The sequence below is a fragment of the unidentified bacterial endosymbiont genome, from assembly GCF_918320885.1.
GTDB lineage: Bacteria > Pseudomonadota > Gammaproteobacteria > Enterobacterales.
In genome coordinates this window covers 626,000-641,721 of the sequence record NZ_OU907312.1, presented here as the reverse complement: position 1 = coordinate 641,721, position 15,722 = coordinate 626,000, and the positions used below count along the sequence as shown (strand labels likewise).

Here is a 15,722-nt window from a genome sequence, read left to right as displayed (position 1 = left end):
CTTATACTTATAAAAGTAACATCCATAATCGGTTATTGAAGGGTGGAAACAGATTTTATGTTGTCAACGATTGAACGATCTAATTTTGGGCGTTTATGGCCGATACGATAAAGAGTGCGATCGCCTGCGGGCGGTTGCTACTACAATTAATGGGGATTCATCCCTCGAGTGAGGTGGTCTCGACGCCTCATCAAAGCATAGACAGCGGTTTAAAGCTGCTCAATCAAAACCAGGGTGTTCGGTTACGTCGAAGACGTATTCCTTTCCACAAGATCACCACTAAGCATCTGCCTATTGCCTTTCGTGGCAACGATGGTGATTATCGACTGCTGGCAAAAATGGATAGTGTGCGGGGGTTAGTGCAACACCCTTTCCATCCCAATACGGAGTTGTGGACCGAGGAGCAGTTGCGAAATGCTTGGAGTGGCGAGGTCATTAGACTCTATGCCCCTTCATTAAAATTTAGTTTAACCTGGTTCCTGCCGGCTTTTTGGACCCACCGACGTCTGTTGGCAGAGGTATTAATTTTTTCATTTATATTGCAAATACTAGCATTAATGTTGCCACTGTTCTTTCAGGTGGTCATGGATAAAGTGTTGTTCCACCATAGTGAAAAAACTTTAGATGTGCTCATCATTGCGCTAGTGGCCACGAGTCTATTCGAAGTCATTTTGCGTGGCTTACGGGAATACCAGTATTCGCATACGGCTAATCGTATTGATGTGTTGCTGGGTGTCAAACTGGTTAAACATCTGCTAGGGTTACCACTGCTTTACTTCAAGAATCGTCAAGTAGGCGCGCTAGTGGCGCGGGTTCGTGAATTAGATAGCATTCGTGAATTCTTAGGAGGCTCACTATTTACGCTGGTCATCGATCTCATTTTTATGAGCGTATTTTTGGTGGTCATGTGGACATTGTCTCCAGCCCTCACAGGGATTGTGCTGGCCTCTATCCCGATTTACCTCCTGATTGCTTGGAAAATTACCCGACCATTACAGGAGAGGCTAGAGACCCAATTCCGCTATAATGCCGTTAATACCGCTTTTTTAACGGAGAGTATTGCCGGTGCAGAAACAGTCAAGAGCCTGGCTGTTGAGCCCCGTTTAGCCCGTCGCTGGGAGACACAGACTCGAGATCTAGTCTCAGCAAGTTATCGAACGCAGATGCTATCCTCCCTATCAAACCACGTGGTACAAGGTCTTGGAAAATTAACCTCGGTGCTGATTTTATGGCTGGGGGCACAATACGTTATCGAACAAAAAATCACCTTAGGTCAATTGATCGCCTTCAATATGATGACCAACCACCTGACCCAACCCTTAAGTCGGTTAGTCGAGCTGTGGAGCCAGTTTGTACAAGCGCAAGTCGCCGTTGATAAGTTGGGTGATATTCTTAACATGCCTAGAGAACAGGAGAGTGATGCCGAGCCTATCAAACTCATTGGTGAAATCCGTTTGCAGGATGTGACTTTCCGTTACCAACCGGGAGCGCCGTTGATTCTCCATGGCATCTCTTTGGATATTGCGGCTGGAGAGCATATTGGTATTGTAGGTGAATCGGGTTCGGGCAAAAGTACCTTAGCACGCCTGCTCCTACGACTCTACTTGCCGGAGCAAGGCCGTATCTGGTTTGACAATCAACCCTTAGACTCACTGAATGTGCGGAGTTTACGCCAGCAAGTTGCCGTGGTATTACAAGAGAACTTTTTGTTTAATCGCAGTGTGCGTGACAACATCGCACAGGCAGTTCCAGACGCGTCGTTAGAACAGGTTATCAGAGCAGCGGAGTTAGCAGGCGCGCATGAATTTATACTACGCTTACCGATGGGCTACGATACAGTGCTGGCTGAAGGGGGTTGCTCGCTCTCCGGTGGTCAACGACAGCGTGTTGCCATCGCCCGTGCTCTGCTGCCTGAGCCCACTATTTTGATTTTTGATGAAGCGACCAGTGCTTTAGATGATGAATCGCAGGCCGTCATTCAGCGTAATATGGAGCAGATCTCGGCTGGCCGTACGGTGATTACTATTGCGCACCGGCTATCAACTGTTCGCCAATGCCATCGTATCGTGGTACTGCAACAGGGGCAAATCATTGAACAGGGGCAACATGACATGTTATTAGGGTTACAGGGTAAATATGCCCGTTTATGGCATCTACAACAAGATTTGCAACAGGAAGCGGGTTAATGCGCGCACGATTACAACGCTGGTATCACGCTTGGCGCGATAAAGTTCGCCCACAAGATCACTACGAATTTCTTCCTGCTTATTTAGAGCTAATGGAGCGCCCACCCTCGCCGTCAGCACGGATGACTGCTGCAGTCGTGGTCTGCTCGGTGCTCATCACGATTGTTTGGGCTTGGTTTGGTCAGTTAGATATGCATGTCGTCGCTGCAGGAGAACTGGTATTACCGAGCCGATCACAAGAGATCCAATCCTATTCAACCAGCGAGGTCGTGGCTATTCATGTGCGTAACGGCCAGTCTGTTAAAGCTGGTGATCCTTTATTGACGCTGAATAATGTTGGCACGGAACAAGACTTACAGCTCTATCAAGAGAAGCTGGTGCATCAGCAGCTAGATATGGCTTGTTACCAAGCTTTATTAAATGATGATCCGCAGTGGAAATTGGTTAAGCCTATTGCCGCGCCTGAATCTTTAGTGGTCAAGAACCGCGCTTACTGTTTGAGTGTATGGCAGCACTACCGATCAGAGATTACAGAGGCAGAGGCCGCTCTGGCTAAAAATGACTCTGATCAGGCAGCACGCCGGGCAGATATCCAGGTACTGAAAAAACTGCAAGAGAATCACCAGCAACGGTTAGCAGCCTATCGTCAATTAGCCGCCTCACAGGCGCAGTCGCGGGACACCCTATTAAGACAGGAATCTGAATTGCTCTCTACCGAACGAGAGTTAACTCAGCAGGTATCGGCACTGGCAACACTCAAAGCGGAGCGGCTCTCTTTACAAGAAAGGCGTTCTAACTTTATTGCTAAAAATCGCCGGGAGTGGCATGAGCAGTTAAAAAGACTCGCCAACAGTCTACCTGAAGTTGAGCAGGGTTTGGAGAAGGCCCTGGAACATAAGCGTCTGCAAGTGCTGCGAGCGCCCCTGGATGGCATGGTCCAAAAATTAGTAGTCTACACGATAGGCGGTATCGTGAAACCAGCTGAGACCCTGCTATTGATTACCCCACTGGATGCTGCTCAACGAGCAGAAGTCCGGATTGATAATAAGGATATCGGCTTTATTCGCCCTGGAGAAGAGGTCACTATCAAGGTGGATGCCTTCCCCTATAGCCGTTATGGCACGCTGCAAGGGACTGTATTAAGTCTCTCACGGGATGCTATTCCCCGCGAACGCAATGACGGTATGGGGAGTCAATCCTTCTTTCCAGCGCAGATTGAATTAAAACAAAACCACATTACAGTGGATAATCAGGAGGTCTTGTTAACTGCTGGGATGTCGATTCAAGCCAATATTAAAGTTGGTAAAAGAAGGGTTATTGATTACGTCTTTAGTCCTATCCGTGAATATCAAGCAGAAGCGTGGCGCGAGCCATGATGACTGCGGCTTATGGGTTACCAGCGATTGTTAGAGCCGCCCAGACTTTTCAGCTGGTGGTTACAGAATCAGCACTGAGTCATGTTTTGGGAGTTGAGTGTCAACAACTGGATGCCTTAGACGTCTGCCGCGCTGCCGGCTATGCGGGGTTAAGGGCAAAGTGGATCCCAGCTGCTGGTAAGATTGATACGATACCGGTTCCAGCACTGGTGTGTTTCGAGGGCGTCTGGAATGTTATTGAGCACATTGAAGCAACCCGCTGGTCGCGTTACGATCCGGCCACACAGCAGCTTTACGAGGAGCCGCTCCCCTCGGAGGAGCGGCGGTCAAAGATGCTCGTCATCCTATTGGCTGAAAAAATGCTCAAGGTCTCGGATGTAAAATTTAGTTTACATTGGTTTCTGCCCTCTATTTTACGTCATAAAAAGCAGTTACGGGATGTCCTAGCCATATCTTTTATGTTGCAAATGGTAGCGTTAGTGACGCCCATGGTCTTTCAAAATATTATTGACATGGTGTTGGTTCACCGAGGACTCTCTAGTCTGCAGGTATTGTCCTTAGCCATGTTAGGATTAGCCATTGCTGAGCCTGTCTACAGCTACTTGCGGGGAAAGACGTTCGCCCACTTCTCGAGTAAGGTGAACGCCGAGCTCTCTAGCCGCTTATATCGTCACTTGATTACCCTTCCCTTAGATTATTTTGGTCAGCGGCAAACGGGTCAGGTCGTAGCTCGTATTCGAGAAATGACGCATATTCGTCAATTTTTAACGGGTTCAGCACTGATGTTGGTGTTGGATAGCGTTTTTATTGTTATGTTCTTGGGCGTGATGTTTTATTACGCCAAGCCATTAGCCTGGATAGTGATTGCCTCTTTAGTGCTGTATGCGCTCTTTTGGTTAGTGATGGGTCCGATACTGCGGTTTCGAGTGACGAAAGAGTACGACGCCAGTGCAATAGCCACCGCTTATTTAACGGAGACCATGACCGGTATTGAGACCCTGAAAACTACGGGGACTGAGCCTGATTTTTTGCGGCGTTGGCAGTCGATCCTGGCTTGCCAGTTACGAGCCACTTTTGTTGCCAGTAAAATTGGGATTGGTGCTGGGCAAGGAATCAATCTGATACAGAAATTGACCTCAGCCATTATCCTGTGGGTTGGGGTCAAGCTAGTATTAGTGGGTCAGGTCAATCCAGGTGTGGACTCTCTCACGCCCGGTGGGTTGGTGGCTTTTAACATGTTAGCTGGCCATGTCACGCAACCTATTTTACGTTTAGCCCAGATGTGGCAGGACTTTCAACATACGTTAATTGCCTTGCGGCGTATTGGCGATATTTTAGACTCCCCCTCAGAGGTTGGTCGTAAAGGGGTGGCCACGGTGCCGATGTTAAAAGGAAAGATAGAGTTTAGCCATGTTCGGTTTCGTTATAGCCCAGATGCTGCTGAAGTACTGCAAGATCTAACATTTTTGGTAGAAGCTGGAGAATTTATTGGCATTACTGGCCCGTCAGGATCAGGAAAAAGTACCTTAACTCGGTTATTACAGCGTCTCTATATTCCCCAAACTGGACAGGTCTTGGTAGACGGCATGGACTTGGCCATTGCTGATCCGAGTTCGTTGCGGCGCAATATGAGTGTGGTATTGCAAGAGAATGTCCTGTTTGCTGGTAGCATTATTGACAATATCAGATTGTGTTCTCCGGAAGCTTCAGAAGAGGAGGTTATTGCTGCGGCCCGGTTGGCTGGGGCTGATGAATTTATTACGGATTTCCCTCATGGCTATCATACGATGATGGGTGAAAGGGGCAATGGTTTATCCGGTGGCCAGCGTCAGCGGGTCGCTTTAGCTCGCGCTTTGTTAGCGAATCCACGGGTTCTCATTTTGGATGAAGCGACTTCGGCATTGGATTATGAATCTGAGTCAGCCATCATGGCTAATATGGATCAAATTTGCCATGACCGCACGGTGATCAGCATTGCCCACCGTTTAAATACGATCCGCCGAGCCAACCGTATTTTCGTGGTCGATCAAGGGCGGGTTGTTGAACAGGGAACACATGAAGCCCTACTGCAGCAGCAAGGGTTGTATGCTCATCTATGGGAGCAGCAAGTTGGTTAAAGCAGGTCTAGCGGCTAGTGATGACCTTGTTAATGGGTCATGGTGGGTAAACAACCTGTACGAATAGCGAGTTGTAGTAAGATAATCACAATCCCGCAGAGTAGCACCAGGAAGAGCGCCCACCGCCCACCGACTACTCGATAGGGTGCTGGTTCTGCCTGTTGGCGAATCTTCCAGACTAAAGCTGCTGGCAGTAGTAGCGCGAGGATCGCTAGCGCTATGGCCGCATACCCTAAGGCCAGCATGAATCCCTGCGGGTAAACTAATGCAAAGGCCAGTGGTGGCAAAAAAGTACATAATCCAGCTTGCAGGCGGCTATAGCGACTGGTTGAGGATTGGAATTGTTCTAACCAGTGATCAAATAGCCCTAGCGTGACCCCGAGCAGTGAGGTAGACAACGCTAGGGCAGCAAATAGCCTAACCGTACTGCCAATGTGTGAGGGCACCCCGCTGTTTTGTAGTGCTTGCATCAATCCTGGTAAATCAGGGAGATCGGCCAGAACTGCCAGAAAGTATTGCTGATCCAATAAACCTTGAATAGCCCACTGCCAAGCGAGATAGGCTAGCAAAGGAATAGCGCTGCCTGCCAGAACGACATAACGCCATTGCCGGACCGTGCCTTCTAGGTAGTGCAGTACACTGGGCAGGGTGGCATGAAAACCGAAGGCAGTCAATAATACTGGGATAGCCGCTAAGAGCGCCTGGGGATGTTGTGGTGTTGCCAGCAAGTGGCTGCTTTGTACGCACGGTGCAATCAGTAGCAGCATCAATAACAGAACAACCATTTTTAAGCTAAAGAGCAGCCGGTTGCTGGTATCCACTAATCGCGCGCCACCACTGACCAAGCAGGCCGTCACTAGGGTTAGCAGTAAGGTTCCCTGCTGAGGGGCAAGCCGCCAAGATAACGCTTGGCTGAGTTGTGCTGCTAGCTGCTTGCCGCCGGCGGTGAGGTAGGCAGCCGTTAAGCTATAAAGCAGCCATAATAGCGCTGTTTGTGTGATCCAATAGCCCCTGCGACCAAGATAGCGGGCTGCGAGGGTGGTGAGTCCCGTGTCGGGCTCAGCGTACTGCTGAACTTCAACCAGCAATAGCGCACTGTAGGTGGTTAAACACCACAGGGCCACTAACAGCACAACAGTCGTGGTGAACCCCAGCGCAGCACAGACCAGCGGCATCGCCAGCATTCCCGCCCCGATGCTCGTCCCAGCAATTAACAACACCCCACCTAATGAACGATTTTCCATAAAGAATGACTTTATCTTGTTTTGTGACTGGGCAGACTAATTGAAGCAAGATGATTCGTCAATGTGGTGACAGAAACAGGCATTGATAAAAAAAATTATTACTATTAGTTTACATTTAATTAACTTTTAAGATAGACTTATCTTTTGAGGATGGTAAAAAGAAAAAGTAACATTGGGGATTTTCGCTATGGATCCGAATAGAAACAGTTTAGCTGACGCAATATCACGTTGTTTTAAAACAGAAGGTAAAAAAGATTTTTATGAAATAGTACGTAAAATTATAGCTAAGGAATTAACAAACGGTTGTGTTAAGTTAGATAGTAAAGTTCCACTCGATGAGGTTCCACTCCTTGAAATAATTACCATGGTTCCAGGTTTAAGCATCCTTCTCGATAACTATAGAAATTTTAAAGATTTTTCTCCGCTAGCTAAAGCGGATCTAAAACAGAAAATGTGTATTTTAAGAAATATTTTTGAAAAAGAACAAGAAAATCATCCTGGTAGAGACTTAAGTTTTTTAGTCTATTTAGGTTCAGCTTGTCTTAAAAATTTTTCAGGAACTTTTTTATCTGTTAGATCTTATGATCACTTAGCATTGCTTACTTTATTTCAAAATTTTGAAAGTTTGATTATTCGATCGTCGTCAGATGAATTAGAATCATATTTAAAATCTTTAGACGGTTTCCCTGTTCTTCCTAATATAAAAGAAATTATCCTAGATGATGCAAGTTTAGAAGATCTGCGGGGTATAGATAGCTTTCCCAATTTGGAAATATTGAAAATTAAAGATTGTGATGAAATCGATATGTTAGAGGGTATGCAAAGTATCCCTACATTAAAAGAATTATCACTTGAGAACCTTCCAGAACTAATCGAATTATTAGATCCAACATTTGATTGTATTCTTCCGGCGCTCACTAAGCTGACTATCGAGAATTGCAGTTCCTTATCGGAACTGTGTATAAATCATTTTCCTAATCTAGTTGAGCTATGCGTTGAAAATTGCAGTGATTTGAAATATTTAGATTTTTCGGGAACCAGTGATAAACTGACTAAACTAGAAATTAATGATTGCAATCAATTAACTAATATTTCGCTGTCGTCGTTGTTAGAAAAATTTCCTAATTTAGAAGTAGAAAATTCTCAAGGACTAGTTCAGAGCCTATCCGCCCTTAATGACCCTCAAGGAAGTGATAATATTAGTAGTATTCATTCTAGTTCATCTAAAAGATGTGATATTTTGGTTAATTCCTCAGACGACAAAAATTTGTAAATTAATCTATATCAATAATCAGAATATCAGTTAATCGATTGGGTCTACAATGGATTCTATCCCTAATCGGAGTAGCAGCTAAATCTACAAAAAGGGTGGTGGGTCCAACTGACTGATAGCGGGAATTATCAACTCAATCCTCATCAATTTTATCTAAGATTTATCCTTGGTTTTGGAAGTCTACAGAAGACACCCTTTTTGCCCCATCAGTCAGTTGGACCCACCCCCACAAAAAGCTTAAGGCTGATTGGAGGGAGAAAACTAGCGGTCCGTTGCTCTCGCTATTGAGAGATAAAATGCTTTTATCTTTACAATGCAAGGATGAGATCACTGCAGGGCTGACAGCAGCAGGGTAGGATCTCATTAGCTTGGAGGTATGCCAACGGCGGTGTGTCGTAGTGGACTGCTCCTGTGAGCAACTCAGTACGACAAGCACCGCAGTAGCCCTGTTGGCACTGGTACTCAAGAGGAATTTGATGCTGCTGTAGGGTGTCTAGCAGCGAGACTGGGTTGTTAACCACCACACTTTTTCCACTTCGTTGTAGAGTGATATGGTAGTCTGCCATCAGCGAACCTGCTCTATCACAATTGAAAGCCTTGCAGATCTTCAGGCTGCACGCTAGCATCGATCTGCCCGACCAGATAAGAGCTCACTTCCACCTCTTGAGGTGCCACCTGAACGTTATCGGAACTGAGCCAGCTGTTGATCCAAGGCAGCGGGTTGGAGCGTTGCCGAGAAGAAGGGGGTGTCAGGCCGACTGCCTGCATACGCAGATGTGTAATGTAGTCCACATATTGACATAAAATCTCGCGGTTGAGACCGATCATGGAGCCCGATTTAAATAGATAGGCTGCCCACTCTTTTTCCTGTGTCGCCGCCGTGATGAAGATGGCTTCAGCTTCCGCCCGACACTCCCGTGCTACCTCCGCCATTTCGCTATCATCTTGTCCCGCAGCCATGATACTGAGTAGATGCTGGGTACCCACTAAGTGTAGCGCTTCATCCCGGGCAATCAATTTGATCAACTTGGCATTGCCCTCCATTAATTTGCGTTCAGCAAAGGCAAAGGAGCAGGCAAAACTGACATAGAAGCGGATGGCCTCCAAGACATTGACACTCATTAAACAGAGATAGAGCTTTTTTTTCAACTCCCGTAGGCTGATGTTCAAGGTTTTAGTACCTATTTGGTGCGTACCAAATCCTAACAGCTGGTAGCTGTATAGGGCCTCGATCAGCTCATCATAGTAATGCGCAATATCGTTGGCACGTTTCAGGATCTCCTGATTGAGCATGATATCCTTAAAGATGACATCAGGATCATTGACAATATTGCGAATGATGTGAGTATAGGAACGGGAGTGAATGGTTTCTGAAAAGGCCCAAGTTTCGATCCAGGTTTCAAGCTCTGGCAGTGAGACCAGGGGTAAAAAAGCGACATTAGGGCTGCGCCCTTGAATCGAATCCAGCAGGGTTTGGTATTTTAGATTGCTAATAAAAATATGCTGTTCATGAGGAGGTAGCTGCTGGTAGTCGATGCGATCACGCGAGACATCAACCTCTTCTGGGCGCCAAAAAAAAGAGAGCTGTTTTTCAATTAACCGCTCAAAAATCGGATATTTCTGTTGATCATAACGGGCTACATTCACCGGTTGGCCGAAAAATAGCGGCTCTTTGAGTGCATCATTCGCTTGTTTTGAGAAGGTGGTATAACGCATAGTCAATCTACTCAGGTTAAAGACGCAGTTAAAACAGTGAACTGGCTCAGTAGCGGCCTTATTCTAGCATTATAGCTTACAGGCACCGCTATCACAGTCCTCCTCTGAGGAGGCGCTCTGCTGATCGGAGGCCCCATCCCGGGTATTGTGATAATACAGAGTTTTCAGCCCCAGTCGATAGGCGGTCAATAGATCGGCCAACAGCTGTTTCATAGGGACCTTATTATCAGGGAAACGGGTCGGATCATAACTAGTATTGGCAGAGATCGCTTGATCGACAAATTTTTGCATCACGGCAACCAATTGCAAATAGCCACTGTTATTAGGAATCTGCCATAGCAACTCATACTGTGTTTTCAGCCGTTCATACTCAGGGACAACCTGTTTTAAGATGCCATCCTTGGAAGCTTTTACGCTGATATAGCCTCGCGGTGGCTCGATGCCATTGGTGGCGTTAGAGATTTGTGAGGAGGTTTCCGAGGGCATTAAGGCTGATAGGGTGGAATTGCGCAAACCATACTGTTGAATGTTGGCTCGCAAGGTTTCCCAATCGTAGTGCAGGGGCTCAGCACAGATCTCATCCACGGCTTTTTTATAGGTATCGATGGGGAGTAGGCCTTGAGCATAGGTGGTCTGTTGGAACAAAGGGCAGGGCCCTTGCACTTTAGCCAGTTGGCAGGAAGCTTTCAGGAGGTAGTACTGGATAGCTTCAAAGGTACGGTGTGTTAAGTTGTTGGCACTACCATCGGAATAACGGACACCATGCTTGGTCAGGTAGTAAGCGAAGTTAATCACCCCAATACCGAGCGGACGGCGACCGAGGGCGCCACGCTGTGCTGCCGGAATGGGGTAGTGTTGATAATCCAGCAGCGCATCTAGCGCACGCACTGCTAGATCGGCCAAAGGCTCCAATTCGTCTAGCTGCTCGATAGCCCCTAAGTTCAGGGCAGAGAGTGTGCAGAGCGCGATCTCCCCCTGCTCATCCTGGACGTTATTGAATGGCTGGGTGGGTAGTGTAATTTCCAGGCAGAGGTTAGATTGGCGGATAGGTGCTACTTGCGGATCAAATGAACTATGGCTGTTGCAATGGTCCACATGTTGGATATACAGGCGACCTGTTGAGGCGCGTTCCTGCAGCATTAAGGTAAACAGTGTCAGGGCTGGAACTGTTTTTTTGGAGATGGTGAGATCCTGTTCATACTGCTGATACAGCTGCTCAAAGCGGGCTTGATCAGCAAAGAAAGCCTCGTAAAGCCCGGGAACATCGGAGGGGCTAAATAGCGTGATGGCAGCACCATCGAGTAAGCGTTGATAGAGCAGTTTGTTCAGCTGTACCCCATAATCCAGATGGCGTACCCGATTTTCCTCAACGCCCCGATTGTTTTTTAACACTAACAGGGCTTCTACTTCGCGATGCCATAGCGGATAGAAGAGGGTAGCGGCTCCCCCGCGCACACCGCCTTGGGAGCACGATTTGACGGCTGTTTGGAAATGTTTGTAAAAAGGAATACAGCCGGTATGAAAGGCCTCACCGCCGCGAATGGGGCTGCCTAAGGCGCGGATCTTGCCGGCATTAATCCCAATACCGGCACGTTGAGAGACGTATTTCACAATGGCACTGGCGGTGGCATTGATGGAGTCTAAACTATCTGCACACTCGATTAACACACAAGAGCTAAATTGACGGGTTGGGGTACGAACACCCGCCATAATCGGAGTAGGCAGCGAAATTTTATAGCAGGAGGTCGCATCGTAAAAGCGCTGGATATAGTCCAGGCGGCTGTCCAGCGGATAGCGGGCAAATAGGCAGGCGGCAATCAGCAGATAGAGGAATTGCGGGCTTTCATGGATCTCCCCAGTGATCCGGTTTTGTACCAGATATTTGCCCTCTAACTGCTTGACCGCTGCGTAAGAGAAATGCATATCACGCCAATGGTCCAGCATGCGGTCCATCTGGGCAAATTCTGCTGGTGTATAGTCACTCAGCAGCTGAGCATCATATTTGCCGAGGGCGACTAGCCGCTGTACCTGATCATAGAGAAGTGGTGGTTCAAATTGCCCATAAGCTTTTTTTCGTAGATGAAAAATCGCCAAACGGGCAGCTAGATATTGGTAATCAGGGCTTTCAGTGGAGATGAGATCAGCCGCTGCTTTGATAATGGTTTCGTGGATATCCGCGGTTTTGATGCCATCATAAAATTGGATATGCGAACGCAGCTCGACTTGTGAGACGGAGACGTTCTGTAGCCCTTCGGCAGCCCAGGTGATGACCCGGTGAATTTTATCCAGTTCAAGGGGTTCGGTACGGCCATGGCGTTTGGTCACTTGTAGTATCAATTGGGGCATCTCATCGTGATCCTGAGGGTACGGTGTCGGTTCTGCTATTTGAGTTTGGTTTGCCGAGTTGAAGAGGCGCTGGCATAGGCGATAGAGCATGATAATCTACGTTGTAGAGACTGCATCTAGGGGGTTCCGACCGCCTGACATTCACTATAGAGCCTTTTATAGCGATTAGCAAGTAGGCGCAGCACCCAGGGCTGCGCTCGGTTTGGTACCTCTATTGCCTACGCCGAAGAAGGGTTTTTCTTTAAAAGCTGGGTTAGGTTGAGAGGCGTTCAGGCTACTCAAGAAACCGGTGGTGTCCCCATGGACTGATGGGCCAAAATGCGAAGCTCATGTAGACATCCAGAGGTTCTAGCATCAATTTTAGATAAAATTGGTGAGAGCCGATCTGATAATTCTCGCCATCAGTCATTATGAGCCATCACCATCGCTTTGGGATTAGAGAGAGCAGTGGGTATTAAAAATCAGTTAGAACAGCGTCACCTGGCGCTTAAAAAAATGAGCGCCAACCTCAGTCAGTTAATGAGGTTGCTCTGATTGGTGAAATGGGGTTGGGTAGTCAATCAACCTTGGTAACACTGGCTGTTTTATAGTTTTTATACTAACCTCGTACAGGTGCTAGCTCACATTTTTGGACTCAGCACGGTTAGAGCCCTAAAGCGCTGCCAACAGCTGACCAAACGGTTTTCGAGCAGCCTCGCTATCAATGATTGCAGCCCATCACCCATTTTTTCATTGCCCTAAGGTTAATTTTTATGAATAGCCTCAAAAAATTTTTAAACGCTACCCGGGAAGTCATCGAAACTTGTGTCAATAGGATACTAGCCAGCGTAGTGGACATGTTTTTCATTACCCGGGTCGTCATCGGAACTTGTGTCAATAGGAGACTAGCCAACGCAGTGGAGATTAATATCCAGGATCATAGAGATACTTCTCGCCTGCACTTGGCTGTTCAGGCAGGCGACATAGCTCCTGTCAATAGCTTACGAGACCACGGTGCGGACATTAATATCCAGGATCATCGCGGTTTCACTCCGCTACACCTGGCTACTTGGAAAGGCGACATAGCTACTGTCAATAGCTTACTAGGCAGAGGAGCGGATGTTAATATCCACGCACATAATGGTGTCTCTCCTCTGTTCTTTGCTATTATGTTCGGCGGCATCGCTATTGTCGATAGCTTACTAGACCACGGTGCGGACATTAATATCCAGAGTCTTGGTGGCACCCCTCTGCATTTTGCTGTGTCCCAAGGCGACATAGCTATCATCAATAGCTTACTAGATCATGGGGCGGACGTTAATATCCTGGATCCTCGTATCAGTAGTTCCTGCCTGGATTGTGTTATTGAGCAACAAAATAGGTATGCTAAGGCATTAAGTTTGCATTCTAATAAAAAAATTCTTTACAAGCAGGAAAAATATTTTTTTATTGCAAAAATCCTCATAAACCACGGGGCTACTGATCAAGAATTGGAAGAAAATATTGGTTTAATTTCAGATGAAATGATAACAGTTCGTGCCTTCATTCAAGAAAATGATCCAGAAAGACTTGTTCAATATATACGTTATAACTATTTTATTCAAAAATTAACAGCAGTAAGAAATCAATCTTTAAAATTTAAGAATATGATAGAACAGCAGTTTTTATTAGCACAAAAACAGGAATTATGTGCTAGGGGAGTGGGATTAATAGAACTGAAAATAGTATTTAGAGGAGAAGAGATTAGCTTGCCAGCGGAGCTAATGGAGAAGATTAGTTACTATCTAACAGAAGGCGATAGTAATACTTTCATGAGAGCATGCTTGGACCCTGCAAAAATTACTGAAAATTGTAATGCACTCTATTCTTGTGCAGAACCGTCAAACATCTTTACAAATCCTAGCGTATCTTGCGATAATTTTTATTGGTCACGCTTGGAACCACGTAATCATCACGATAATCGGGCATACTGTATAGGGGGGCTGGAGTAAATTCCAATCCTTAAATGAGTCTGAAGGGTGTTAGTGTCAGCTGGACTCTCTCCGCTCATGGATTGGTTTAAATAATGTTCTTTTAGCTTGTTGAAGTGGCTGAGCAGCCTGCAGGTCCTTGATACGCATCGCTAACTGATTAAGAGCCGCTAAAGAAATGCCTGGTTTGAGATAGTTTACCGCATTCGACAGTGATTTAAATTTGTCATACGGCGTCATCATAGAGTCATCAGGGTACTTTTTACGCGCTTTACCCTTGCTGTCCACAGTGGTCACTGGGAAGAAGCAGGGTCTATGGTAGTTGATGTAAGGCATTAGATAACGACGATGAAAACTGTTGAGTGCAGACGCAAAATGTTTGGGGATAGGGTGGTAGCCCAGAACCTTACGAACAATGGCGCCATTTTTGCACTTTTTTGGCTCATTTTATGTTAAAAATGGCCCCTCCTTCAGACTCATTTCATATTGGATAAGAGTGCTGCTCTCTCTCTCCAAACAAGGTTGAAGGGTATTCCATAGCGTCTGTTGCCGCCGGTGCCGGTTTTTCTGGTGTGCTTTCCGTCGCTGCTGTTTTTTGGCCGATGAGGAGGCTTTCATAGAAAGGGGGATCGCTTCATGAAGGAGAATATTAGGATAAGTTAACAGTATTGTATTGTCCACTAGCTTAGAGTACCAGCACCATCAATCAATGTTGGGTGATCAACCATGAAGTATTGAAGGGGCTGCCCACTGGGTATTCGGTAGGCCATCAGTGGTTAATAGCGCTGTGTCGTCAGGAGGTAGTTGATAGCCACTCGGCGACTGAAACGAAAGCATCTCCGCAGCGGTTGGTACTGCAAGCCGATAATATGGCGTTCAACCAGCGGGGTCACTTGTAACCAGTTGCACAGTTCACTCGGACGGATCAACTGCTCGATCCGATGGGTCCCTTGAGGGACTTTACGGCAGAGAGACTCGGCCGCGATAATGGCTAGTAGCCAGGCTTTCATCGTGCGGTGAATCGTCGAAAAGAAGACATAGCCTTGAGGCTTGACCAGGCGGCTACAGGCGTACACCACCGCGGCGGGATCAGGCACGTGCTCCAACAACTCCATACAGGTGACCACATCGTAATGGTTAGCATGGGTCTCTGCGTGTGCTTCTACGGTAAGGTGCTGGTAGTCGATAGTTAATGCTTGTGCGGCGGCGTGCTGACGTGCGATCTGCAGTAGTTCGGTGCTCATATCCAGACCAGTGACCTCTGCCCCTTCATAGGCCAGGCTCTCGGCCAGGATGCCGCCGCCACAACCGACATCAAGTAGTCGCTGCTCGAATACTCCACCCGTTTGCTGCAAGATATAGTCTAGCCGCAGCGGGTTCATGGCATGCAGCAGCTGTAGCTCACCTTCTGGATCCCACCAGCGGGAGGCTAAGCTATCAAAATGGGCAATTTCTGTGGTGTCTAGGTTCACAGTGGTAGGCATGGGCACTCACTCTTTAGAGGTTATCTCACCC

General features: G+C 47.0%; 11 protein-coding genes. 5 read left to right on the top strand and 6 right to left on the bottom strand.

Annotation, left to right across the window (positions count from 1 at the left end; translation table 11 throughout):
• Positions 1-95 precede the first annotated feature (95 nt).
• Genes NL324_RS03250 through NL324_RS03240 form a run of 3 tightly spaced genes read left to right on the top strand, consistent with a single transcriptional unit; the run spans position 96 to position 5,679 of the window.
• Positions 96-2,186 carry a peptidase domain-containing ABC transporter gene (locus tag NL324_RS03250; protein WP_253306322.1) on the top strand — a complete coding sequence of 697 codons (2,091 nt, stop codon included), beginning with the start codon at positions 96-98 and terminating at the stop codon, positions 2,184-2,186.
• On the top strand, positions 2,186-3,562 hold the full coding sequence (locus NL324_RS03245; RefSeq protein WP_253306321.1) for an HlyD family type I secretion periplasmic adaptor subunit: 1,377 nt from the start codon (positions 2,186-2,188) through the stop codon (positions 3,560-3,562). The genes NL324_RS03250 and NL324_RS03245 overlap by 1 nt, the downstream gene beginning before the upstream one ends.
• On the top strand, positions 3,559-5,679 hold the full coding sequence (locus NL324_RS03240) for a type I secretion system permease/ATPase (protein WP_253306320.1): 2,121 nt from the start codon (positions 3,559-3,561) through the stop codon (positions 5,677-5,679). Before NL324_RS03245 ends, NL324_RS03240 begins: the two co-directional genes overlap by 4 nt.
• Before the next feature lie 29 nt (positions 5,680-5,708).
• Here the strand turns inward: NL324_RS03240 and NL324_RS03235 are convergent, their stop codons facing one another.
• A complete protein-coding gene (locus tag NL324_RS03235) occupies positions 5,709-6,923 on the bottom strand; it encodes an aromatic amino acid transport family protein (RefSeq protein ID WP_253306319.1) in 1,215 nt (404 codons plus the stop codon).
• 187 nt (positions 6,924-7,110) lie between these two features.
• Between NL324_RS03235 and NL324_RS03230 the strand changes: the two genes are divergently transcribed.
• A complete protein-coding gene (locus tag NL324_RS03230; protein ID WP_253306318.1) occupies positions 7,111-8,196 on the top strand; it encodes a hypothetical protein in 1,086 nt (361 codons plus the stop codon).
• Positions 8,197-8,504: 308 nt separating this feature from the next.
• Here NL324_RS03230 and yfaE read toward each other — a convergent pair whose 3' ends face one another.
• The 3 genes from yfaE to nrdA all read right to left on the bottom strand — a co-directional run bounded on the left by yfaE (position 8,505) and on the right by nrdA (position 12,258).
• Positions 8,505-8,762, bottom strand: a complete 258-nt coding sequence (gene yfaE / locus NL324_RS03225; protein WP_253306317.1) for a class I ribonucleotide reductase maintenance protein YfaE — start codon at positions 8,760-8,762, stop codon at positions 8,505-8,507.
• A 16-nt stretch (positions 8,763-8,778) separates the two neighbouring features.
• Entirely contained in the window at positions 8,779-9,912 is a 1,134-nt protein-coding gene (nrdB, locus tag NL324_RS03220) for a class Ia ribonucleoside-diphosphate reductase subunit beta (RefSeq protein WP_253306316.1), read from the bottom strand.
• Positions 9,913-9,981: 69 nt separating this feature from the next.
• Positions 9,982-12,258, bottom strand: a complete 2,277-nt coding sequence (nrdA, locus tag NL324_RS03215) for a class 1a ribonucleoside-diphosphate reductase subunit alpha (RefSeq protein WP_253306315.1) — start codon at positions 12,256-12,258, stop codon at positions 9,982-9,984.
• A 752-nt stretch (positions 12,259-13,010) separates the two neighbouring features.
• Here nrdA and NL324_RS03210 point away from each other — a divergent pair.
• Positions 13,011-14,228, top strand: a complete 1,218-nt coding sequence (locus tag NL324_RS03210; protein WP_253306314.1) for an ankyrin repeat domain-containing protein — start codon at positions 13,011-13,013, stop codon at positions 14,226-14,228.
• Between the two features lie 36 nt (positions 14,229-14,264).
• On the opposite strand, the gene NL324_RS03205 is transcribed toward NL324_RS03210, so the two are convergent.
• Together NL324_RS03205 and ubiG are read right to left on the bottom strand one after the other, a co-directional pair.
• Positions 14,265-14,504, bottom strand: a complete 240-nt coding sequence (locus NL324_RS03205; RefSeq protein ID WP_253306313.1) for a hypothetical protein — start codon at positions 14,502-14,504, stop codon at positions 14,265-14,267.
• A gap of 479 nt (positions 14,505-14,983) precedes the next feature.
• Complete coding sequence (gene ubiG, locus NL324_RS03200) at positions 14,984-15,691, bottom strand: bifunctional 2-polyprenyl-6-hydroxyphenol methylase/3-demethylubiquinol 3-O-methyltransferase UbiG (RefSeq protein ID WP_253306312.1); 708 nt, start codon at positions 15,689-15,691, stop codon at positions 14,984-14,986.
• Positions 15,692-15,722: the final 31 nt, after the last annotated feature.